Source organism: Xanthomonas indica (assembly GCF_040529045.1).
Taxonomy (GTDB): Bacteria; Pseudomonadota; Gammaproteobacteria; order Xanthomonadales; family Xanthomonadaceae; genus Xanthomonas_A; species Xanthomonas_A indica.
In genome coordinates this window covers 4,073,529-4,095,733 of sequence record NZ_CP131914.1, presented here as the reverse complement: position 1 = coordinate 4,095,733, position 22,205 = coordinate 4,073,529, and the positions used below count along the sequence as shown (strand labels likewise).

19 protein-coding genes are annotated in these 22,205 nt (G+C 70.6%); 11 read left to right on the top strand and 8 right to left on the bottom strand.

The window, feature by feature from the left end:
• Positions 1–60 precede the first annotated feature (60 nt).
• Positions 61–2,451 (bottom strand): TonB-dependent receptor, encoded by a 2,391-nt coding sequence (locus tag Q7W82_RS17690; RefSeq protein ID WP_242161150.1) that lies wholly within the window; start codon positions 2,449–2,451, stop codon positions 61–63.
• Between the two features lie 255 nt (positions 2,452–2,706).
• On the opposite strand from Q7W82_RS17690, the gene Q7W82_RS17685 reads away from it, so the two are divergent.
• Together Q7W82_RS17685 and Q7W82_RS17680 are read left to right on the top strand one after the other, a co-directional pair.
• On the top strand, positions 2,707–4,566 hold the full coding sequence (locus Q7W82_RS17685; RefSeq protein ID WP_242080618.1) for an ABC-F family ATP-binding cassette domain-containing protein: 1,860 nt from the start codon (positions 2,707–2,709) through the stop codon (positions 4,564–4,566).
• A gap of 203 nt (positions 4,567–4,769) precedes the next feature.
• Positions 4,770–5,288: a YcxB family protein gene (locus tag Q7W82_RS17680; protein ID WP_242161149.1), complete on the top strand. Its 519-nt coding sequence runs from the start codon at positions 4,770–4,772 to the stop codon at positions 5,286–5,288.
• 320 nt (positions 5,289–5,608) lie between these two features.
• On the opposite strand, the gene Q7W82_RS17675 is transcribed toward Q7W82_RS17680, so the two are convergent.
• Together Q7W82_RS17675 and Q7W82_RS17670 are read right to left on the bottom strand one after the other, a co-directional pair.
• Entirely contained in the window at positions 5,609–5,899 is a 291-nt protein-coding gene (locus tag Q7W82_RS17675) for a hypothetical protein (protein WP_237473104.1), read from the bottom strand.
• A 206-nt stretch (positions 5,900–6,105) separates the two neighbouring features.
• Positions 6,106–6,984 carry a LysR substrate-binding domain-containing protein gene (locus tag Q7W82_RS17670; protein ID WP_242161148.1) on the bottom strand — a complete coding sequence of 293 codons (879 nt, stop codon included), beginning with the start codon at positions 6,982–6,984 and terminating at the stop codon, positions 6,106–6,108.
• 98 nt (positions 6,985–7,082) lie between these two features.
• On the opposite strand from Q7W82_RS17670, the gene bla reads away from it, so the two are divergent.
• Positions 7,083–7,991, top strand: coding sequence for a class A beta-lactamase (bla, locus tag Q7W82_RS17665; RefSeq protein ID WP_242161147.1), 909 nt, complete (start codon positions 7,083–7,085; stop codon positions 7,989–7,991).
• A gap of 77 nt (positions 7,992–8,068) precedes the next feature.
• On the opposite strand, the gene Q7W82_RS17660 is transcribed toward bla, so the two are convergent.
• Positions 8,069–8,287 carry a hypothetical protein gene (locus Q7W82_RS17660; RefSeq protein ID WP_353949496.1) on the bottom strand — a complete coding sequence of 73 codons (219 nt, stop codon included), beginning with the start codon at positions 8,285–8,287 and terminating at the stop codon, positions 8,069–8,071.
• Positions 8,288–8,309: 22 nt separating this feature from the next.
• Between Q7W82_RS17660 and Q7W82_RS17655 the strand changes: the two genes are divergently transcribed.
• Complete coding sequence (locus Q7W82_RS17655; protein WP_242161145.1) at positions 8,310–9,239, top strand: alpha/beta hydrolase; 930 nt, start codon at positions 8,310–8,312, stop codon at positions 9,237–9,239.
• 83 nt (positions 9,240–9,322) lie between these two features.
• Here Q7W82_RS17655 and Q7W82_RS17650 read toward each other — a convergent pair whose 3' ends face one another.
• Positions 9,323–11,479: a phosphocholine-specific phospholipase C gene (locus Q7W82_RS17650; protein WP_242161144.1), complete on the bottom strand. Its 2,157-nt coding sequence runs from the start codon at positions 11,477–11,479 to the stop codon at positions 9,323–9,325.
• 70 nt (positions 11,480–11,549) lie between these two features.
• Positions 11,550–13,892 (bottom strand): TonB-dependent receptor, encoded by a 2,343-nt coding sequence (locus Q7W82_RS17645; protein WP_311195517.1) that lies wholly within the window; start codon positions 13,890–13,892, stop codon positions 11,550–11,552.
• Between the two features lie 491 nt (positions 13,893–14,383).
• Between Q7W82_RS17645 and Q7W82_RS17640 the strand changes: the two genes are divergently transcribed.
• Together Q7W82_RS17640 and Q7W82_RS17635 are read left to right on the top strand one after the other, a co-directional pair.
• On the top strand, positions 14,384–15,667 hold the full coding sequence (locus tag Q7W82_RS17640; protein WP_242161142.1) for a cation:proton antiporter: 1,284 nt from the start codon (positions 14,384–14,386) through the stop codon (positions 15,665–15,667).
• Between the two features lie 71 nt (positions 15,668–15,738).
• A complete protein-coding gene (locus tag Q7W82_RS17635) occupies positions 15,739–16,077 on the top strand; it encodes a zinc ribbon domain-containing protein (protein ID WP_242161141.1) in 339 nt (112 codons plus the stop codon).
• Between the two features lie 176 nt (positions 16,078–16,253).
• Here Q7W82_RS17635 and Q7W82_RS17630 read toward each other — a convergent pair whose 3' ends face one another.
• Positions 16,254–17,207, bottom strand: a complete 954-nt coding sequence (locus tag Q7W82_RS17630; RefSeq protein WP_242161140.1) for a DUF3011 domain-containing protein — start codon at positions 17,205–17,207, stop codon at positions 16,254–16,256.
• A 157-nt stretch (positions 17,208–17,364) separates the two neighbouring features.
• Here Q7W82_RS17630 and aspS point away from each other — a divergent pair, with 157 nt between their 5' ends.
• The 5 genes from aspS to Q7W82_RS17605 all read left to right on the top strand — a co-directional run bounded on the left by aspS (position 17,365) and on the right by Q7W82_RS17605 (position 21,009).
• Positions 17,365–19,116 (top strand): aspartate--tRNA ligase, encoded by a 1,752-nt coding sequence (gene aspS, locus Q7W82_RS17625; RefSeq protein WP_242161139.1) that lies wholly within the window; start codon positions 17,365–17,367, stop codon positions 19,114–19,116.
• 31 nt (positions 19,117–19,147) lie between these two features.
• Entirely contained in the window at positions 19,148–19,444 is a 297-nt protein-coding gene (locus tag Q7W82_RS17620) for a DNA primase (RefSeq protein ID WP_242161138.1), read from the top strand.
• A 3-nt stretch (positions 19,445–19,447) separates the two neighbouring features.
• Entirely contained in the window at positions 19,448–19,966 is a 519-nt protein-coding gene (locus tag Q7W82_RS17615) for a GNAT family N-acetyltransferase (RefSeq protein WP_160946517.1), read from the top strand.
• Positions 19,967–20,064: 98 nt separating this feature from the next.
• Positions 20,065–20,376 (top strand): I78 family peptidase inhibitor, encoded by a 312-nt coding sequence (locus tag Q7W82_RS17610; RefSeq protein WP_242161137.1) that lies wholly within the window; start codon positions 20,065–20,067, stop codon positions 20,374–20,376.
• 6 nt (positions 20,377–20,382) lie between these two features.
• Positions 20,383–21,009, top strand: coding sequence for an alpha/beta hydrolase (locus tag Q7W82_RS17605; RefSeq protein WP_242161136.1), 627 nt, complete (start codon positions 20,383–20,385; stop codon positions 21,007–21,009).
• A gap of 92 nt (positions 21,010–21,101) precedes the next feature.
• On the opposite strand, the gene Q7W82_RS17600 is transcribed toward Q7W82_RS17605, so the two are convergent.
• Positions 21,102–22,004 carry a hypothetical protein gene (locus Q7W82_RS17600; protein ID WP_242161135.1) on the bottom strand — a complete coding sequence of 301 codons (903 nt, stop codon included), beginning with the start codon at positions 22,002–22,004 and terminating at the stop codon, positions 21,102–21,104.
• Positions 22,005–22,205: the final 201 nt, after the last annotated feature.

Below are 22,205 nucleotides of genomic sequence, written 5' to 3'. Positions count from 1 at the left end.
AAGCCGCCCGCGCCGGAGCATGGCCGCGCCCCTGCGGCCATGCCGCGTTCCCTGGCTGTCTCAGAAGCGGTAGCTCACCCGCCCGTACCAGTAGCGCCCGTTGAAGCCGAACGGCGATAGCGGCGAGTACTGCAGGCCGTTGGGGCGGTCGTCGTAGATGTTGTTGAGGGCGGTCCGGGTCGGGTACTGGTTGGTGACGTTGTCGGCGCCCACGGTGAAGGTGAGGTCGTGCCAGGCATAGCTGGTGGACAGGTTGAGCAGCCAGCGTGCGGCGAAGGCCTGGTCCTGGCTGCCGTCGGCCTCGTCGCCGCGGCGGGTGATGGCGCCGTAGCGGGTGGCGTCGCCGTGCAGGGTCCAGCCGGCCAGGGTCCAGTCGCCGCTGAGCACGTACTTGGTGCGCGGCGTGGCGTCGGTCAGCAGGCCCTGGCTGGCGCGGCCGAAGTTCGGATCGGAGATCTCCAGGATCTCGATCTTGTTGTAGTTGGCGCTGAAGCTGAGGTTGAGCGTGCCGGCGCGGTCGAGGTCGAGCAGGTAGTTGTTCACCCAGTCCACGCCGCGGGTGCGGGTCGTGGCGCCGTTGACGAAGAACTGCGCGGCGCTGACCTGGCCGATCGGTTCGGCCAGCGAGATCTGGTCCGAATACAGGATCTGGTCCCAGATGCGGATCTGGTACAGGTCCAGGGTGGCGTTGAAGCCGCCGCCGGGCTGCCAGACCACGCCGACGCTGTAGTTGGTGGATTTCTCCGGCGCCAGCGGCTTGGCGCCGAGGGCGATGGCCACCGGATCGGAGGTGCGGTAGGTGCCGATCTGGCTGAGCACGCCGTCCACCGGCAGGGTCACCACCGAGGCGTAGTTCTGTTGCGCCAGCGAGGGCGCGCGGAAGCCGTTGGAGAGCGTGCCGCGCACGGCGAAGGCGTCGTTGAGCTGGTAGCGCGCCGACAGCTTGCCCGAGCGGGTGGTGCCGGCATCGCTGTAGTCCTCGTAGCGCGCGGCCACGCCGCCGGACAGGCGCTCGCTCAGGTCCGCTTCCAGGTCGGCGTACACCGCCTTGCTGTGGCGCTGGAATTGCCCGGCCACGGTCGGCGACAGGCCGGGGAACACTTGCGAGCCGCCCGGATACGGCGCACCGGTGTCCGGGTTGATCGCGTTCGGATCGAAGTAGATCGAGGTGGGCGAGCCGGCCACCACGGCGTACTTGTCCTGCCGGTACTCGGCGCCGAAGGCCAGGTTCACCGGGTAGGCCAGGCCCCAGTCCAGGGACTTGCTGAAATCGGCGTTGAGCGCGTTCTGCTCGTTGCGGAAGCCGCCGGCGTTGAAGCGGGTCGGCGAGGCGCCGGTGCTCCAGTACAGGTTGGTGTTGATGGTGTTGCGCAGGTCGAAGGTGACGTCGTTCTTGCCGTAGTCGGCGGAGACGTCCCAGGTCCAGCCGTTGTCGGTGCTGCCCTTGACGCCGAGCACGGCGGCGCGGTCGTTGGACGGGTTGTAGATCTGCGGCAGGAAGCCGTTGGGGTAGACCGCCTGCACGTTGCGGTCGCTGTTGTCCCAGGCGCGGTAGTAGCCGTTGGACAGCACCTCGCGGCGGCTGAAGTTGGCGTAGCCGTACAGGTCGACGTGCGGGGTGAGCGCGTAGCCGAAATTGACCAGCCCCTGGTAGGTCTTGACCGCCGGGTCGCCATAGCGCTCGTAGGGAACGCCGCTGGGGTTGGCGGCACCGGCCAGGGTGGTGGCCTTGTCGGTGTTCTCGGCGCGATTGGTGTTCATCGCGTTCTGGTAGTTCCACGACACCCGCACCCAGCCCGGCGCCTCGCCGTCCGGCGCACCGCCGAAGGCCAGGCCGTAGGAGCCATCGATGCCGTTCTGCGCACCGTCGCCCTTGTCCATGATGCCGCCGTTGACCGTCACGCTGTTGCTGCCTGCCTTGGCGCCGTGCTTGAGCACGATGTTGATGACGCCGGCGATGGCGTCGGAACCGTACTGCGCCGAGGCGCCGTCGCGCAGCACCTCGATCCGCGCGATCGCCGACATCGGGATCGAGTTGAGGTCGGCCGGCGCCGAGCCGCGGCCGACCGAGGGGTTGTAGTTGACCAGCGAGGTGGTGTGGTAGCGCTTGCCGTCCAGCAGCACCAGCACCGCGTCCGGCGACAGGCCGCGCAGGGTCGCCGGGCGCAGCGCGTCGTTGCCGTCGTTGATCGCCGGGCGCGGGAAGTTCAGCGACGGCAGCAGCTTGCCCAGCGCGCTGGCGAGGTCGCTGGCACCGGTGGCCTGCAGCGCCTCGGGCGCGATGATGTCGATCGGCGATTGCGATTCGGCCACCGTGCGGTCGGCGATGCGGGTGCCGGTGACGATGATGTTGTCCAGCGTGGTCGGTGCCTGCTGGGACTGGGCGAGGCTGCTGGTGGAGGCGAGCGCGAGCAGGACGGCACTGACGAGGGGGAGGCGGCGTTGCGTCATCGGGCGGAGACTCCAGTGGCTGGGGGGATTGGCGTGGGTCTGACGAGTTCCGGTGGAGGCAGGGGGAATGCTGCGATGCAGCGCGTGCCATCGGATTGAAATCCGTTTTTCACGCCGGCGCGTATACAAAAATGGACCTGGGTCGGTTTTTTGCGGGGCGCCGGGGGCGGCCCCGGACAGGGCAGGGTGGCCTCGCAGGTGGGCCGGCGCGGGCGAAGCGGCTACACTTCCGCCTCGCTAGCCGAGTGCCCTGCCTTGATTTCCCTACGTAATTTCGCCTTGCGCCGCGGCGAGCGGCTGCTGTTGTCCAATGTCGACCTCACCCTGCATGCCGGTTACCGGGTGGGCGTGGTCGGCCGCAACGGGGCCGGTAAGTCCAGCCTGTTCGCGGCGGTGAAGGGCGAACTGGAGGCCGACAAGGGCGACGTCGACCTGCCCGGCAAGGTGCGCATCGCCAGCGTCGCCCAGGAAACCCCGTCGCTGCCGGACCCGGCGCTGAGCTTCGTGCTCGGCGGCGACACCGCGGTGGCCGCGGTGCTGGCCGAAGAGGCCGAGGCGACCGCGCGCGAGGACTGGGAGGCGGTCGCCGCGGCGCACACCAAGATGGCCGAGATGGGCGCCTACGATGCCGAGGCGCGCGCCGGCAAGCTGCTGCACGGCCTCGGCTTCCCGGCCGAGACACACCAGCGCGCGGTGTCCTCGTTCTCCGGCGGCTGGCGCGTGCGCCTGAACCTGGCGCGCGCGCTGATGATGCCCAGCGACCTGTTGCTGCTCGACGAACCGACCAACCACCTCGACCTCGACGCGGTGTACTGGCTGGAGCAGTGGCTGCTGAAGTATCCGGGCACGCTGCTGCTGATCTCGCACGACCGCGAGTTCCTCGACAACGTCGCCACCCATACCCTGCATCTGCACAACGGCGGCGCCAAGCTGTACACCGGCGGCTACACCGATTTCGAGCGCCAGCGCGCCGAGCAGCTGCGCCAGCAGCAGATCGCGCACGAGAAGGAACAGGCCGAGCGCGCCCACCTGCAGAGCTTCATCGACCGCTTCAAGGCCAAGGCGTCCAAGGCGGCGCAGGCGCAGAGCCGGATGAAGCGCCTGGAGAAGCTGGCCGGCACCGAGGCGGTGCGCGCCGAACGCGAGTTCCGCATCGAACTGGCGCCGCCGGCCAAGCTGCCGTTCTCGCTGATCCGCCTCAACCACGCCGAGGCCGGCTATGGCGCGGACGCGGTGATCCTGCACAACGTCGGCTTCGGCCTGGAGGCCGGCCAGCGCATCGGCCTGCTGGGCCCCAACGGCGCCGGCAAGACCACCCTGGTCAAGACCCTGGTCGGCGAACTGCCGCCGATCGCCGGCGAGCGCATGGCGCATCCGGACCTGCGCATCGGCTACTTCGCCCAGCACACGGTGGAGTCGCTGCACGAAGGGCAATCGCCGATGGACCACATGCGCGAGATCGACAAGGAGGCCAGCAACCAGGCGTTCCGCGATTTCCTCGGCAAGTGGAATTTCCCCGGCGACCGCGCGTTCGAGCCGGTCGATGGCTTCTCCGGCGGCGAGCGCGCGCGCCTGGCGTTGGCGCTGATCGCCTGGCAGCAGCCCAACGTGCTGCTGCTCGACGAACCGACCAACCACCTCGACCTGGAGATGCGCGAGGCGCTGGCCGAGGCCTTGAGCGATTTCGAGGGCGCGATCGTGATGGTCTCGCACGACCGCCACCTGATCGGCCTGGTCTGCGATACCTTTTGGCGCGTGGCCGATGGCGTGGTGGAGCCGTTCGACGGCGACCTCGACGCCTACGCCGCGTGGCTGCGCACGCGGCCGGCCGCGCAGGGCACCAAGCAGAAACTGGCCGAGGCCGCGCCGACCCCGCCGCCGCCGGTCAAGCCGCTGCCGGCGAAGAAGCCGCCGAACCCGCACAAGCTGGCCGCCGCCGAGAAGCGCGTGGGCGAACTGGAAGCGACCCTGGCCGAGCTCGACCGCCAACTCGCCGATCCCAAGCACTACGCCGATGCGGAGAAGATGGCGGTGCTGGGCCGCGAGCGCGAGGCCGCCGCGCGCGACCTGGCCCAGGCCGAGCAGACGTGGATGGAGCTGATCGACGGCGCCTGAAACGCGCCGTAAGTCTCCTGGCCGGTGCACGGCCGCGAAGGTGGCCCGCACGCGTACGCCGGGCACCCGCCGAGTCGCCCGCGGACCATCGTGAATTCAGTCTCGTCGGCGGCGCAGTGCGGCACTGGGCCGCTTTGCACCGATCCTGCCGTGCGTGGCACGCTCCGTGCCCGGCCCTGCACGACAGCGCGAGGAGGAGCGGCATGATCAGCGGCAGCATCACGGTGGAGGATTACCTGGCCGCGCAGCGCCTGCATCAACGGTGCGCGCTGCGGCGCGTGCTGCTGGCGATGGCGGCGTTGCTGCTGGGCGGATTGATGCTGTTCGCTTTTGCCCGGCATGGCTCCGGTATGGCCATGCTCGGCATCGTGCTGGCGGGTGCCGGTGGCGGTGGCTTGATCGGCCAGACCATCCAGTCGGCATGGACGATGCCGCGCAAGGTGCGGCGCCTGTATGCGCAACAGGCGGCATTGCGGCATCGCCTCACCTACCGCTGGGACGAGGCCGGCCTGGAGGTCACCTGGGCGGATGGCCACGTGCGTCGTTCCTGGCGCGACTACGTGCGCTATCGCGAGAGTTCGCAGGTGCTGATGCTGTACCAGAACGACATCCTGTTCGACCTGGTGCCGACGGCCTGGTTCGCCGATGCCGCGCAGCGCGATGCGTTCCGTCAACTGGTGGCGGCGCAGGTCGGCGGCGATGCCGGCAAGCGCACCGTGTAGCGAGTGGCGCGGCTAGGGCATGCGCTGGAGAGACGGGAGCGGTGGATGTCCGGGCGGGTCTGTTCCCGCGGATGCGGCGCGGCGATGGTTGCGCCGCCAAGGCACGGATGATTCCCGCCGAGCCAGCGATTCCTTCTCCCTGCGGGAGCAGGTGCCCCGAAGGGGCGGATGAGGGTGCGGGTGCCAGGGAGTCAGGGCAGCCGGCCGTGCATGCCGGCGTACCCTCACCCCAACCCATCTCCCGGTGGGAGAGGGGCTTCAGTCGCTTCTTGACGCGGCTCCAGGCGAGGCCAGAGCGCGAGAGCGCCGGTCTGTAACGCTCAGGCGGCGGCGCTGGCCACGACCAGCAGGCCGCCGGCGATCGCGGCCCAGTCCAGCGGCGTGCGCGAGCGCAGGCTCTGCAGCGAGGGGCGGGCGGTCGGCGTCGGCCGCAGACCGGCCTTGAGCGCCATCAGCGCCAGGCCCGCGGCGCTGAGCGCCCAGTGCCATTCGCTGGCGCCGCCGCGCAGGAAGTAGGCCAGATGCAGTACACACAGGCAGCTCAATGCGGCTGCCAGCACGACGTCACGCGAGACCAGGCCCGGACGGGCGGTCAGGACAACACGGTTCATCAGCATGTTTCCCCCTGAACGGTGAGCGCCATCCCCGGCGCACATTGCCACTGCGACCAGGATCATATTTCGTGTCTACACGCCCGCCAAGCGGCAGTGCACAAATTCTTCACATCGCTGTCAGGCCCTGCTGGTAAGGGAGGCAAGGCGCATGCCAGATGGGCGGCAGTGGCCTGCGGCGCGACGTGCAGCGCTGGCGGCGCCGCTCAATCCGGGTGCAGCGCCTGTTCGGCCAGCAACCACGTGCGCAGGCGCCGCCCGGCGTCGCTTTCCGCGCGCGAGCGCAGCCGGGTCAGCCAGTAGCGGCCCAGGTCGATCCGGGTGGTGAACGGACAGACCAGGCGCCCGGCGTCCAGATCCTGGGCGAACAGCCGCAGTGGCAGCAGGGCCACGCCGTGGCCGGCCGCGGCGATGCTGGCCAGGGTCAGCGAGGCGTCGCAGATCGGGCCGCCGGCCTGGACCTCGGGCGCACCGGCGGCCTGCAGCCAGCGCGGCCATTCGTCCAGCCGGTAGGAGCGCAGCAGGGTGGTCCTGGCGAGGTCCGCGGGCGTGCGCAGCCGCGGTGCCAGCGCCGGCGCGCAGACCGGTGCGAAGGGGGCGTCCAGGATCGGCGTGGCGCTCTGCCCCTGCCAGTCGCCGTCGCCGAAGCGGATCGCCAGGTCCAGGCCTTCGCCGGCCAGGTCGACCCGGTTGTTGTGGGTGTACACGCGCAGCTCGATATCCGGATGCGCGGCGTGGAAGGCGTCCAGCCGCGGCAGCAGCCAACCGACCGCGAAGGTGCCGACCACGCCCACGCTCAGGGTGTCGCGGTAGCGGCCGCCGGCGAAGCGCTGCAGCGTCCCGGCGATGCGGTCGAAGGCCTCGGTCAGCACCGGATGCAGACGCAGGCCCTCGTCGGTCAGGGCCACGCCGCGCGGCAGACGCTGGAACAGGACCACGCCCAGGCGCGCCTCCAGGTGCTTGATCTGGTGGCTCAGCGCGGCCTGGGTGACGCACAGCTCGGCAGCGGCACGGGTCAGGTTCTGGTGCCGCGCCGCGGCCTCGAAGGCGCGCAGCGCGTTCAGCGGCAGGTGCGGGCGGGTCATTGCTAGGTATCAATTCGGCTCATGGGTGCGATTGAATAACCTCGCTGGTGGGGGCGGGTCAATGCGGCCATCATCCTGGCTCCCGACGGAGGTGGATGATGCTGACGAGACGACGGTTCCTGCAGGGCGTGGGCATGGGCGCGAGCCTGCTGGCGATGGCTGCGGTACAGGCGAAAACGGCGCAAAACCCAGCGCAAACGCTGCAGCAGCGGCTGGCCGAGATCGAGCGCCGCAGCGGCGGCCGGCTCGGCGTGAGCCTGCTCGACGGCAGCGGCGCGACGCTCGGCGGACAGCGCCAGGACGAGCGCTTCCCGCTGTGCAGTACCTTCAAATTTCTATTGGCGGGGGCGGTGCTGCAGCGGGTCGATCGCGGCGAACTGGCCCTGGAGCGGCGCGTGCCGGTGCGCAAGGCGGATCTGCTGGCGAATGCGCCGGTGTCCGAGCGCCATGTCGGCGGCACGCTCAGCGTGGTCGAGCTGTGCCGCGCGGCGATGATCTACAGCGACAACACCGCCGCCAACCTGCTGCTGCCGCTGGTCGGCGACCCGCCCGGCGTGACCCGCTTCCTGCGTGCGCTGGGCGATACGCAGACCCAGCTGGACCGCAACGAGCCGGGCATGAACGATTTCGTCGCCGGCGATCTGCGCGACACCACCACGCCCGCTGCGATGGCCGCGACGATGCGCACCCTGCTGCTCGGCGAGGCGCTGCAGCCCGCGTCGCGGCAGCGCCTGATCGCCTGGATGCGCGACAACCGCACCGGCAACGACTGCTTGCGTGCCGGCTTGCCGGCGGGCTGGCGTATCGGCGACAAGACCGGCAGCAACGGCACCGATACCCGCAACGATATCGCCATCGTGTGGGCGCCGGGGCGGGCCACGCCGCTGCTGCTGACGGCGTATCTCAACGGCGCCACGGTCGACAGCGCCGGTCGCGATGCTGCGCTCAAGGCGGTGGCGCAGGCGGTCGTGGCCTCGCTGCCGGCGCAGGCGCCACGCGCCGCCTAGTCTGCCTTGTGCGCGCCATGGCACCTGCGTTCGCCACAATCGCATCGGATGCAGGTCGCTCTTCCGTAGCAGCGGCTTCAGCCGCGACGGGCTTTACCGGGAAGGTCCGTCGCGGCTGATCCCACAAACGGGGACAACAGCCATTCCTGCCGGACGCCGCTGGCGATCACTGGCGGCGCGATCGTGCCGATGCCGCGCGCGATCGCCTGCGTCGTATCCAACGGCCACAGCCGCCGCGGCCTTGCCCCCTGATCGTGCGGTTCCTTCCATTCCCCATCCTGTTCGGAGCGTCCCATGCGTCGATTCGTGTGCTGTTCCTTGGCCATCGCCCTCGGTCTGTTTGCCCACGCCGCGCAGGCGCGGGTCTGGGAGCCCACGCCGGGCCACGTGCAGGTGCCGATCTGGCCCGGCGCGGTGCCGGATGCAGTGCCGCATCCGAAGCCGGAATCGGCCGGACCCGGAGCCAGGATCGACAACGTCAGCCGGCCGACCATGACCGTGTACCCGGCGCAGGGCCACAACACCGGCGCCGCGGTGGTGGTGTTTCCTGGCGGCGGCTACCAGATGCTGGCGATGGACCTGGAGGGCACGGAGATCTGCGACTGGCTGGTCTCGCGCGGCATCACCTGCGTGTTGCTGAAGTACCGCGTGCCGAACTCGGGTCCGACCTGGGTCGACGACCGCCGCTACTACCCCAAGGTGCAGACCGCACTGCAGGACGCGCAGCGCGCGCTGGGCCTGGTGCGCCAGCAGGCCGCGACCTGGGGCGTGGACCCGCACAAGATCGGGGTGATGGGCTTTTCCGCCGGCGGCCACCTGGTGGCCGCGGTGAGCACGCACTTCGCCCAGCGCACCTACCCGCTGGTGGATGCCGCCGATCGCGTCAGCTGCCGCCCGGACTTCGCCATCGCCGTGTATCCGGGCCATCTGTGGGTGCACGAGGACGAGGACGCCGACACCCGCGATTTCACCGATCTGGCCTTGCGTCCGGACATCCGCGTGGTCGCCGACACCCCGCCGACCTTCCTGCTGCAGGCCCAGGACGACTATGTGGACGGCATCTCGCAGGTGCTGGCGTACTTCGTCGCGCTCAACCACGCCGACGTGCCGACGGAAATGCATATCTACGCCAAGGGCGGCCATGCCTTCGGCCTGCGCGCCAAGAACCTGCCGATCGCGCAGTGGCCGCAGCTGGTGGAGACCTGGCTGCGGACGATCGGGGTGCTTGAGAGCCGGATTAGGGATTAGGGATTCGGGATTGGCAAAAGCGTGTCAGCGCGCGGATTGCGCTTTCGCGAATCCCCAATCCCTAATTCCCAATCCCGCCCGCCTCAGACGGGTCCGGGGCCTTGATAGTTGGGCGGGCTCTCCTGGTACAGCCGCGCCGGTCCGCCCATCGCCGGGTCGCTGATGCCGGGCTTGCCGGTTTCCGCGCGGCCGGCCAGGCGCTGGCGGGCGTTGTCCTGGACCAGCCACAGGTCGTACCAGCCGCCGCTCGGCCTGGCGCTCCAGCGCATGCGCTGCTCGGTGCCGGGTGCCAGTGTCACGCGTTGGCGGGGTTGTGCCTGAGCGTAGGCGGCCGGTTCGAGCGACACGCTGAGTGGCGCGGTGCCAGGATTGCGCAACAGCAGGCACAGCGCCTGCGCATCGTCCGGGTCCTGGGTGATGTCCGCCTGCAGCAGCGGGGCGCTCAGGTCGCCGCGGTAGTGGCGGTGGAAGCCGTTGGGGCCGAGCAGCCACAGGTCGTAGTCGCCGTCGTAGGTGGTCCAGGTGCCGTCCAGGGGCGCGCCGGCGCCGACGGTGTAGCGGCGCGGGATCGCGGCCAGGTCGTAGCGGTCGTACACGTGCAGCACCGCTGCCGCCCCGGTGTTGGCCATGTGCAGTTGCACCTCGCCGCGTTCGCGTCCGTACTGCAGCTGCACCGTCGGCCGATACGGCAGGGCACGCGCGCGGCGCACGCCGAACGCCTGGCGCGGCGCCTGCACCTGCGCTGGCAGCGGCGGCAGTGCGTGCTCGTGCAATGCGGCGGCACGCGCTGCTGCCGCGCGCACGTCGGGCAGGTCGGCGACGAAGGGGCGGGTATCGGCCTGGCGGAAATCGAAGGCGTCGAGCAGATCGCCGCAGACTGCGCGGCGCCACGCGCTCACGCCGCTGGCGGCGACGCCGAAGCGGCGTTCCAGCAGACGCAGCACCGAGGTGTGGTCGTAGACCTGCGAATCGACCCAGCCGCCGCGGCTCCACGGCGAGATCACGTACAGCGGCACGCGCGGACCGAGGCCGTAGGGACGCCCGCGCAGTTCCGGCGGGTCGGCCTTGGCGTCGCCCGGCGCCGGGTGCAGATGGTATTCGCCGTCGGTGTCGACGCTGGAAGCGCCGGCCCGGCCGCCGGCCGCGGACGGGTCGGGCGAAGGCGGCGCCGGTGGCGGCACGTGGTCGAAGAAGCCGTCGTTCTCGTCGAACATCAGCAGCAGCGCGGTGCGCGCCCATACCTTGGGGTCGGCGGTCAGCGCGTCGAGCACGCGCGCGGTGTAGGCCGCACCCTGCGCCGGGCTGGACGGATCGGGATGCTCGCTGCCGGCGGCGTCGGCGATGATGAAGCTCACCGACGGCAGCCGCGCCGCCAATACATCTTCGCGCAACTGGGCCAGGCTGCGGCTGGAGACGCCGCGTGCGCGCAACTGCGGGTCGTGCCCGGGCGCACCGCGCCAGGCCGCGCGGAACGGCGCGAAGCCGGCCAGCGGGTTGTCGGTGAAGTTGTCGGCCATGTCCTGGTAGATCTGCCAGGACACGCCGGCCTGCTGCAGCGCCTCGACATAGCTGGGCCAGCGGTAGTCGTCCGGGTCGCCGCCCAGTTCCGGGAAGTTGTCGTGTGAGTTGGCGATGACCGGGCCGCCGGCGCGGGCGTGCGGATCGTTCTGCCCGGTCCACAGGAACACGCGGTTCGGATTGGTGCCGGCCTGGATCGCGCAGTGGTAGGCATCGCACACGGTGAACGCCTCGGCCAGGGCGAACTGGAACGGCAGGTCATCGCGTTCGTAATAGGCCAGCGCGTGGTCGCGCTTGGCCGCCGGCCACTGGCCCATGCGGCCGTGATCCCAGGCCTGCTGCGCGTTCGGCCAGGTGTGCGGCGTGCCTTGCACGCGCATGGTGGCGAAATTGTGCGCGGTGCGCAGCGGGAACGGCGCCAACTGGCGGCTGCCGTCGGCGCTGGGTTGCAGCCAGACCGTGCGCGGGGCGATGCCGGGCAGCGTCGGTGCCGGGATCGGGAAGCGGTCGCCGAAGCCGCGCACGCCGGCCAGGCTGCCGAAGTAATGGTCGAAGGCGCGGTTCTCCTGCATCAGGATCACCACGTGCTGCAGGTCATCGAGGGTGCCGCTGCGCACGTCCGGGGCGATCGCCGCGGCGCGGGCGATGCTTGGCGGCAACAGGGCGGCGGCGCTGGCGGTGAGGCCGGCGCGGAGCAGCCGGCGGCGGGTCTGGTCGGTCATGGTGGTCCGGGAAAACGCAACGCGGCGGCGGCCGGGATCGACCGCCGCCGCGAGACTGCCACGGCGCCGGTTACAGGTCGACCATGAAGGTCAGGCCGACGGTGCGCGGCGGCGCGATGAAGGCGCTGTCGCTGCCGTCCACGCCGTTGAGGTAGCGCTTGTCGGTGAGGTTGCTGATCACCAGGTCCAGCCTGGCCTGCTGCAACTGCGGCGACAGCCCGCCCAGGGCGATGCCGAGATTGGCGTCGAAGGTGGTCACCGCATCCAGCGCCGCGCTGTTGGCCGCATCCAGGTAACGCCGGCCGAGGTAGCGGCCGGACAGGCCGCCGTGCCAGCGCTCTCCCTGCCAGTCGGCCGACAGCACCAGGGTCTGGCGCGGCTGGCCGATCACCTGCGAGCCCGGCGCGATCTCCAGCGCCTGGTCGCGCGCGGCGTTGCCGCTGCCCAGGTAGGTCGCCTTGTTGTAGGTGTAGGCGCCGTTGAGCCGCCAGCCGTTGTCCCAGGCGTAGCCCAGCGCCAGCTCCACGCCGCGCGCGTGCACGCCGCCGAAGTTCTCGTAGACGCCGTCGGTCTCGCCTAGGTAGTCGATGCCGGTGACGAAGTTGGCCGGCACGTAGACGATGCGGTTGTCGAAGCGGATGTCGTACAGGGTGATGCTCCCGGTCAGCGGCCAGCGGCTCATGCGCAGGCCCACCTCGATGTTGTCGGCGGTTTCCGGCTTGACCTTGCTCAGCACCAGCGGATCGGTCTCGCCGAGCACGCCGGAGGGGATCGCGGCGAAGTTCTGCGAGAAACCGGCAAAGGCCTCCACGCCCTTGATCGGCGTGGTCCAGGTCAGGCCGGCGGAGAACAGCGGATCGGAGTGCGAATCCGATTCGATGTGCGCCGCGTCGCCGATGCGGCGGTCGCGGGTCTGGTCGGCGAAGAACTGCTTGACGCCTACGCGCCAGGCGAAGTCGCCGTAGCGCATCACGTCCTCGGCGTAGTACATCTGCTCGTCGGTGCGGTAGTCGTCCTTGAACTGCACCCAGTACGGCACGTGGTCGAAGGCGATGTTGGTGCCGACGTTGAGCAGGCGGTGCCAGTCGCGGGTGACGCTGCGGTCGTAGCGTTCCAGCCACAGGCCGCCGCGCACGGTGTTGTGCAGTCCACCAAAGTCCTGCGCCCATTCCACGTCGGCGGTGACGCCGCCGCGCTGGTTGTCGTAGTGGCTGTGGCGGTAGGACTGCACCGGCAGCGAGCCGGCCGGATAGCAGGCCGGGTTGGACTCGGCGGGCAGGGTCGCGGTGTCGGCGCAGCCCGGCAGCATGCTCGCGGCCGCGCCGCCCGGGGTGACGAAGTAGAGCTTGCCCAGCGCGCTGCCGCCGTACACGGTATGGCCGCCGGTGTATTCGGACTCGGGCTGGCCCGCGCCGTCGTTGGTGACGTCGACCAGGTACGGCGGAATCCAGTCGCCACGGCCCTTCATGCGGTGCGCGTAGCCGGTCAGGGTGGCCTTGAAGCCGTTGCCGCCGTCGAACAGGCCGCGCAGGTAGCCGAAGGTGTTCTTGCGCAGCGCGCGCGAGCCGGAGCGGTAGTTCTGGTCGTAGTAGGGGATGCCGGTGAGCTTGCCGGTGAGCAGGTCGTGGTCCGGATCGGTGGCGAATTGCGCCGGGGTGACGCTGCTGTATTCGGATTCGTTGGCATCGTCGTAGGACAGGTAGCCGCTGAGCGTCCATGCGCCGAGGTCGCTGACGAACTTGCCGGCCAGGTGGTCGCGGGTGGTGTGGCCGCTGCCGTCGATCCAGTCGTCGTTGCTGGCATGCGAACCGCTGACCCAGGCGCGGGTGCCGCCGAGGTCGCCGCTGTCGTAGCGCGCGTAGTACTTGCGCGCCTGGTTGTCGCCGATGCCGAAGGCCATGCGCACGCGCTGCTGGTCCAGCGGTTCGCTGGTGAGGAAGTTGAGGGTGCCGCCCAGCGCTTCGTTGGAGCGCGAGGCGATGTCGGCGGTGCCTTGGCTGACCTCCACCGTCTCCAGGTCCAGCGTGTCGATGAAGCGGTTGGCCTTGGAGCCGCCACCGTAGGCCGAGCCGCCGTTGGGCACGCCGTCGATGGTGGTGCCGATCTGCTGGTCGTCGCGGTTGGTGACGAAGCCGCGCATGCTGATCTGGGTACCCCAGTCGGAGGAGCCGAACGCATCGGCCTCGGTGGCGATCACGCCGGGCAGTTCGTTGAGCGCGTCGTTGACGCTGCTCATCGCGAACTGGCGGTCCAGCGCCTCCTTGCTGACGTTGATCTTGGCGTAGGTGGTGGCCTGGCCGAGCACCTGCACCTGGTCCAGGGTCGAGACCCGGTCGCTGCCGTCGGCAGGCGCGGCGGGCTCCGCTGCGTCGGCGGCCTCGGCGGCGTGGGCGGAGGCGATGCTGGCGGCCAGCGCCAGGGCCAGCAGGGTTGGGGCGGGGGTGCGGAAATACGCCGAAACGGTCATCGGTTGCGTGGCTTGCGTGAGGGGCGCTCATGGTCCGATCGAGCGGTTTCGTGCATATGACCGGGATCTTGCGGATCCATGCATCATGCGCAAATCGGCATGAATCGAGACAGGGCGATGTCGCGAGCCACGCGCAGCGGCAACGGGGGAGGGGCGGCGGCCGAGGCGGAGCCGTTGCGTTTGCGCGGCTGCCTGGGAGGACGTTCGCGTGCGCGGCGTGTGCGCCGGTGACGCGTTCGTGTTGGGCACGGATGCCTGCATGCGGTGCGGATTCGCCGCAGGCAGGCAGTGCCTCGCGTGGACGCGCCGCTGCACGCAGACGCTACGCAGGGCCCGCGACCGCAGCCGGCGCTTCGCCGTGATGGCGCACAACACGGGCGAACCGGCATCATCGCCGCTGCCGCCGCTGGCGGGCCCGCGATGGAACCTCCTGCCCGATGAGCCACGAACTGATCTACCTGCTGCTGATCTTCGCCCTGCTGGTGATCCCGCGCGCGCTGCAGCGCTTCAAGATGCCGGCGCCGCTGACCTGTCTGCTGTTCGGCATCATCGCGATGCTGGCGATGGGGCCGCGCGCGCACGACCCGGTGGTGACCCTGCTGGCCACGCTCGGCATCTCGTCGCTGTTCCTGTTCGCCGGCCTGGAAGTGGACCCGAAGGCGCTGCGCCGCGGCCTGTGGCCGCTGCTGCTGCACCTGGTGGTGCGCGGCGGCACCCTGTTCGGCGTCGGCTGGCTGGCCTGGCGCTACGCCGCGCTGCCGTGGCAGGCGGCCGGGCTGCTGGCGCTGGCCCTGCTGACCCCATCCACCGGTTTCATCATCGAGTCGCTGGGGCGGCTGGGGCTGGACGAGGAAGAACGCTTCTGGGTCACCAGCAAGGCCATCGCCGGCGAACTGCTGGCGCTGGCGGCGCTGTTCGTGATCCTGCAGGCCGGCGATCCCTGGCAGATGGGCCTGTCCAGCCTGGCGCTGGTGGCGATGCTGGTCGGCCTGCCGCTGCTGTTCGTGGCCCTGGGGCGCTGGGTGGCGCCGCAGGCGCCGGGGTCGGAGTTCTCGCTGCTGGTGATGGTCGGCCTGATCGCCGCCTACATCACCTATTCGCTGGGCGTGTACTACCTGGTCGGTGCGTTCATCGCCGGGCTGGTGGCGCGGCTGCTGCGCCAGCGCATGCCGCTGCTGGCCTCCGACGAGAACCTGCAGGCGGTGCGCCTGTTCGCCTCGTTCTTCGTGCCGTTCTACTTCTTCAATGCCGGCACCAAGGTGCCGAGCGGAGCGTTGAGCCTGCAGGCGCTGGGCCTGGGCCTGGCCATGACCGCCTGCGTGCTGCCGCTGCGCATCGGCATTCTGTGGCTGCAGCGGCGGGTGCTGTTCGGCGAAGGCGCGCGCAGCAGCCTGCGGGTGTCGCTGGCGCTGTCGCCGACGCTGATCTTCACCCTGGTGCTGGCCGGCATCCTGCGCGACCGCTTCGCCATCGCCGACGCCCTGTTCGGCGCCCTGCTGCTGTACGCGGCCCTGACCACGCTGCTGCCGGCGCTGCTGCTGCGCATGCCGTTCGACGTCAGCCCGCTGGAAGCGGCGCCGGCCGCGCCGGCGGATGCCGCGTCGGCGCAGGCACCGACGGCGCCGGCCGCGCCGGTCGCCGAGGCGCCGGTAGCGGAGGCGCCAACGCCGCCCGTGGGCGCGCCGGAGGCGGCGCCGCGGCCCCAGCCCGGGCCGGCATGAGCGAGAGCGCTTGAAAGCCGGCGTGCGGCCCCCATACTGGCCGCCTCCGTTGCTCTCGCGTTTTTGCCGCCATGCCGATCTACGCTTTCCAATGTGCCGCATGCGGTCACAGCTTCGACCGCCTGCAGAAACTGTCCGATCCGGATCCTGAGACCTGTCCGTCCTGCGCCGCCCCGGCGGTCAAGCGCCAGCTCACCGCACCGGCGTTCCGCCTGTCCGGCAGCGGCTGGTACGAGACCGACTTCAAGAAGGACGGCGACAAGAAGCGCAACCTCGCCGAGTCGGGCAGCACCGGCGGCAGCAGCGAGGCCAAGCCCGCGGCTGCACCTGCGTCCGACGCCCCGGCCAAGCCGGCGGCTGCCGCCGCCCCGGCGCCGGCGCCCGCCGCGGCCAAGCCTGCGGCGACCTGAGTCCCGCCCTGGCCAAGCCGCGTCAGGCGCGCGGCTCATCGTAGGAGCGGCTTCAGCCGCGACCAGGCATCACCCGGTCGCGGTCATCCAAAAACGGTACGAGCCGCCCCTGGAAATCGACGTCTCACGCCGGCGTCGGGCCGCCCGACATCGCGGGCGGCACGCATTCGCCTTGCTCAACGCGCGCCGAAGCGTGCCCGGCAGCCGCCGTTGACCCACACCGTATTGCCTTCGTAGCCCCAACTGCGGCCTTCCGCGCAGGTGGTGCCCGACAGCTGTTCGATCAGCACCGGGCGGCCCTGGCGGCGGTCCCAGGCGCAGGTGCGCAGGCGCTTGTCGTCGCTGCTGCAGGTCACCGTATAGCCGCTGTCCAGCGGCGGCCGGCCCGGTCCCCAGCCACCGCCACCACCGCCGCGGCCCGGGGCGAACTCGCCGCGGCAGCCGTCGTCGACCCACACCGCGCCATCGCGCGAGCCCCAGGTGCGGCCCTCGATGCAGCGGGTGTCCGACAGCTGGCGTACCAGCATGGCGTTGCGCCAGCCGGTCGGGCACACGCGCTGGCGCTGGTCCTGGCTCTCGCAGCGCACGGTGCCGGCCGCGCCACCGCCGCCACCGCCCCAGTTGCCGCCCCAATCGCCGCGACCTTCGACGAAGCGGCCGCGGCAGCCCTGGTCCACCCACACCACGCCCGGCGCCGAGCCCCAGGTGCGGCCCTCGATGCAGGGCGAGTCGGAGAGGGTGCCGACCAGGCGGGCAGGCCCGCGGAACGGGGTTGCGCACTGTTGGCGGCGGCGATCGTTGCTGGAGCAGGCGACGGTGCGGCCGTCGAAGCCCGGTTCCTGCCGCCAGCCGCCGCCGCTGCCGCGCAGCGAGGTGGCGATGTCCTGCTGGATGTTGCCGAAGCCCCAGCCGCGGTCGATCTGGTCCAGGTAGAACTCGAGCTGGTCGTCGGGAATCTGCCGACCGCGCGACTGATCGGCGTATTCGCGCTCGATCACCCGGACCCGGCCGGGGATCGACAGTTGCCGCAGGTCCTGCGGGGCGTAGGCGCGGGCGCTCTGGGCCGCGGCCGGGGCGCTGGCCAGGGCCAGCGCGGCGATCACCAGCCAGGTGCCAAGGGGCTTCAACATGGGTTCTCTCCTCCCCGTGAATGGTGCGCGGACTATAGCCGCAGGCCAACTTAAGCCAGGATGAGTCATGCGCGATTTGCCCGGGCCGACGCGCCGCCGCAGAATACCGGGCTTGCCGGCGCCTTCTGCGCCGGCCGCCCCCTGTTTGGAGCTAGCGATGCGTACCCACTTCTGCGGCCTGGTCGACGAGACCCTGATCGGCCAAACCGTCACCCTGGCCGGCTGGACCGACGTGGCCCGCAACCTCGGTGGCGTGTGCTTCATCGACCTGCGCGACCACGAAGGCATCGTGCAGGTGATGGTGGAGCCGGAGAACGCGGAGGTGTTCAAGGTCGCCGCCAGCCTCGGCTACGAGGACGTGCTGCAGGTCGAGGGCGTGGTGCGCGCGCGGCATGCGGTCAACGACAAGCTGCGCAGCGGCAAGGTCGAGGTCATCGCCACCGCCATCACCGTGCTCAACAAGGCCGCGCCGCTGCCGTTCCACGCGCACGAGAACCCGGGCGAGGAAACCCGCCTGAAGTACCGGTATCTGGATTTGCGCCGTCCGGAGATGCAGCGCATGCAGCGCACCCGCATCAAGCTGGTGCAGGCGTTGCGCCGCTACCTGGACGAGCGCGGCTTCCAGGACATCGAGACCCCGATCCTGACCAAGGCCACCCCGGAAGGCGCGCGCGACTTCCTGGTGCCGGCGCGCATGCACCCGGGCGAGTTCTACGCGCTGCCGCAGTCGCCGCAGCTGTTCAAGCAGATCCTGATGGTGGCCGGCTTCGACCGCTACTACCAGATCGCGCGCTGCTTCCGCGACGAGGCGCTGCGTGCCGACCGCCAGCTCGAGTTCACCCAGCTCGACATGGAGTTCGCCTTCGTGCGCGAGCGCGACGTGCAGGACTTCGTCGAGGCGATGGTCCGCGCCATCTTCAAGGAGGTGGTCGACGTCGAACTGGCCGCCGAATTCCCGCGCATGACCTGGGCCGAGGCCATGCGCCGCTACGGCTCGGACAAGCCGGACCTGCGCATCGCGCTGGAGCTGACCGACGTGGCCGAGCTGGTCAAGGACAGCGACTTCGCGGTGTTCAGCGCCGCGGCCGCCGATCCCGATGGCCGCGTCGCCGCGCTGCGCATTCCCGGCGGCGCCAGCCTCTCGCGCAAGCAGATCGATGAATACGCCGCGCACGCCGCCAAGTACGGCGCCAAGGGCCTGGCCTACATCAAGATCGCCGACAGCGGCGAGATCAGCTCGCCGATCCAGAAGTTCTTCGGCGAGGCCGCGTTCGCTGCGCTGCTCTCCCACGTTGGTGCCGGCAACGGCGACATCGTGTTCTTCGGCGCCGGCGCCTACGGCAAGGTCTCCGACTTCATGGGCGCGCTGCGCCTGAAGGCGGGCAAGGACTTCAACCTCATTGCCGACGGCTGGCGGCCGCTGTGGGTCACCGATTTCCCGATGTTCGAGTGGGACGAGGAGGCGCAGCGCTACGTGGCCCTGCATCACCCGTTCACCGCGCCGGCGGTGGACGACATCGCCGAGTTGCGCACGCACGCCAAGACCGCGGTCTCGCGCGGCTACGACATGGTGCTCAACGGCAACGAGATCGGCGGCGGTTCGATCCGTATCCATCGCCCGGACATGCAGAGCGCGGTGTTCGAGCTGCTCGGCATCGGCGCCGAGGAAGCGCGCGCCAAGTTCGGCTTCCTGCTGGATGCGCTGAACTACGGCGCGCCGCCGCACGGCGGCATCGCCTTCGGCATCGACCGTATCGCCGCGCTGATGGCCGGTACCGAGTCGATCCGCGACGTGATTCCGTTCCCCAAGACCACCGGCGCGCAGGACCTGATGACCGACGCGCCGTCGCCGATCGCCGACGCGCAACTCGCCGAGGTGCACGTGCAGGTGCGCCCGCAGGCGCAGTGATCCCGTTCTTCCAACCGTAGCAGGCCGACACATGAGCGAGACCGCATTCAATCTGGAGTGGGAAACCCTCGGCAACGAGGGCGCAGTGGAGGCCATCGTCACCCAGCGCGCGCGCGTGTTCGGCGGCTGGTTGGTGCGTGCCGGCAGCGGCGCCAACGCGCCGCTGGCGTTCGTGCCGGATCCGGAGGGCCGTTGGGACGGCGAGGATTTCGGCGAGGACGATTACGAGTACGAGGAAGACGACGAAGAAGAAGAGGACGAGGAAGACGGCGAGGACGAGGACGACGGCGAAGAGGCCGACGCCGACGCCGCGCACCCGGCGCGCTGAACCGTGCTGATTCGCCGCGCCACACCGGACGATGCCGCTGCGGTGACCCGCATCGCCGCGGCCACCTTCTGCGAAACCTTCGGCCATCTGTATCCGGCGCAGGACCTGCAGGCCTTCCTCGACGAGGCCTATTCGCTGGAGCGCGCCCAGGTGGTGCTGGCGCATCCGGACTACGCGATCTGGCTGGTCGAGCACGACGGCGCCGTGGTCGGGCACGCCGCGGCCGGTCCCTGCGGCCTGCCGCATGCCGAGGTGCGTCCCGGCGATGGCGAACTGAAGCGGCTGTACCTGCTGCGCGCGCACCAGAACGGCGGCTGGGGCGCGCGGCTGTTCGAGACCGCGCTGGCCTGGCTGGAACGCGACGGCCCGCGCACGCTGTGGGTCGGCGTGTGGTCGGAGAACCTGGGCGCGCAGCGTTTCTACGCCCGCTACGGCTTCGAGAAGGTCGGCACCTACGAGTTCCCGGTGGGGCAGGTGCGCGACCTGGAATTCATCCTGCGTCGGCCGCCGCGCGCGGCCTGAGGCCTGCAGCCGGGCACGGCCCGGCGCCACCACGTCGACACCGCGGCAACGCAGGCGCGCTAGAGTGCTGGCCTGTCCAGCCTGCAGGAGAACGCGTCATGTTCCGACCGTGGATGGGAATCGCCGCCATGTTGCCGTTGCTGGCCGCGTGCGCGCCGCCGGCCAAACTGCAGCCGGCCAGTGGCGGGCCGACCGTGCAGGGCGATGGCCGCTGCAACGTCGAGGCCGTGGCCTGGGCGGTCGGCCAGGAGGCGACCCAGGCGACCATGAGCCGGGTCTGGAAGGAGAGCGGCGCCGGCGTGGTGCGGCCGATCGCACCGGGCCAGGCGGTGACCCGCGATCTGCGCCTGGACCGGCTCAACGTGTTCCTGGATGGCAGCAATCACATCGTCCGCACCAACTGCGGTTGACCGCACATGGCCGCCGGGCCGCAGGTGCTGTTGCTGCATGGCATCTGGAACGCGCGGCCTTGGCTGTTGCCGCTGGCGCTGCGCCTGCGTCGCGATGGCTGGTGCGTGGCCAGCTTCGGCTATTCGACCGCGTTCGGCGGCGCGGAGGCCGCGCTCCCGCGGCTGCAGGCCCGCATCGAACGTATGGCCGCCACCGGTCCGGTGGCGCTGGTCGGGCATAGCCTCGGCGGCCTGATCGCCTTGCAGGCCTTGCGGCAGGCGCCCTCACTCCCGGTGACCCGGGTGGTGTGCCTGGGTAGTCCGCTGGCCGGCAGCGCCGCCGCGCGCGCCCTGGCGCAACGGCGGCTCGGATTGGCGCTGGGCCGCAGCGCAGCGCTGTTGCAGCAGGGCGTGGCACCTTGGGATGGGCGGGCCGAGGTCGGCATGGTCGCCGGCACCGTGCCGCGTGGGCTGGGCGCGCGCTTCGTTGCGCTCGGCCCCGAGTCCGACGGCAGCGTGGCCTTGGCGGAAACCCGCGTGCCCGGCCTGGGCGATCACTGCCGGGTCCGCGCCAGCCACAGCGGCCTGCTGTTCTCGGTACAGGCCGCGCGGCAGACCGCCGCGTTCCTGCGCGACGGCCGCTTCGCCGCCTGAGCGGTGCCTGCCAGAACCCGGCGTCCTGTGGCGCCGGCCGCGCCGCGTTGTCTCCGCGACGCCTTGGTGCCGGTGCAGGGCGATGCCGCCCCTTATGGCGTCACGAAGGTCTTCAACCAGTCCAGCGTGGGGTTGAGCGCCCAGGCGGCGGTGCCGCTGCGGTAGTTGCCGTCGACCAGAATGCCCGCGCACTGGGTGCCGGGGTAGCCGCCGAAGCCCATGAAGCAGTGGTCGGCGTAGAGGTCCTGCACCTCCCGGTCCTTGACGATGTACCAGCCGCTGCCGTTGCTGCGGAAGCACGACTGCTGCCCGTCGCAGCGCAGGCCGGTGACCAGTTGCGCCTGCGTGCGGGCGATGTTCTCGGTGCCGCCGACGAACATGTCGCGCTCGCCGTTGATGATGCGCAGGCGATCGGACGGCAGCGAGTGGTTGCCATCGGCGATGCAGGACGCCAGGTTGTAGTAGGCGGTGTAGGTCGCGCCGGTGCCCTGGCCGAACGAGGCGGCGACCCGCGGCTCGTAGTCGTGCGCCAGCACCGAGATGATCGAACCCTGGCTGAGCCCGCCGGTCACCACGCCCTTGGAGCAGTCGGCCTTGTCGCGGGCGCAAATCTGGGCGATGGCGCTGTTGAGATTCTGCGCATCGAAGATGGCCTTGGCGCGGTTGCCGATGACGCCGCAGCTGCCGAAGCTGGCGTTGTCGTACTCCACCGAGGCGGCCACGAAGCCCTTGGCCGCCGCGGCGTTCACCGCGGCCATCGCCCAATTGCTCTGGTAGTTCTCGCCGGTCCCGCCGATATGCACGTAGACCGGGTACTTGCCTGTCGCGCGGGGTTCCTGGCCGCTGATCGCATAGGTGGTGAAGCCGGCGCTGTAGCGGCCCCTGAAGGCATCGGTCTGGGCGCTGGCCAGGCCCGGGGCAGCGAGGGCGAGCAGGCCCAGGCAGCGCAGGGCCAGCGACAGGAAGGGGACAGGTGCGGGGGTGTTGCGGGACATGGGGTATCTCCTTCTAGTGCGATGGGAGGCGGGCGCGACTGACGCGTTCAGCCTCCCGGTGGGGCGTGACAGTTCTGGCAGCGATGCGGCGCGCATGGGTAGACAGTCCGCCAAGGTTTGACAGGCAGCACGGGCCGGCACGCGCTGGCGCCGGCGTCGCCCGGGGAACGGGCCGCATGCGCCGGTCGCACGCGCGGCCGC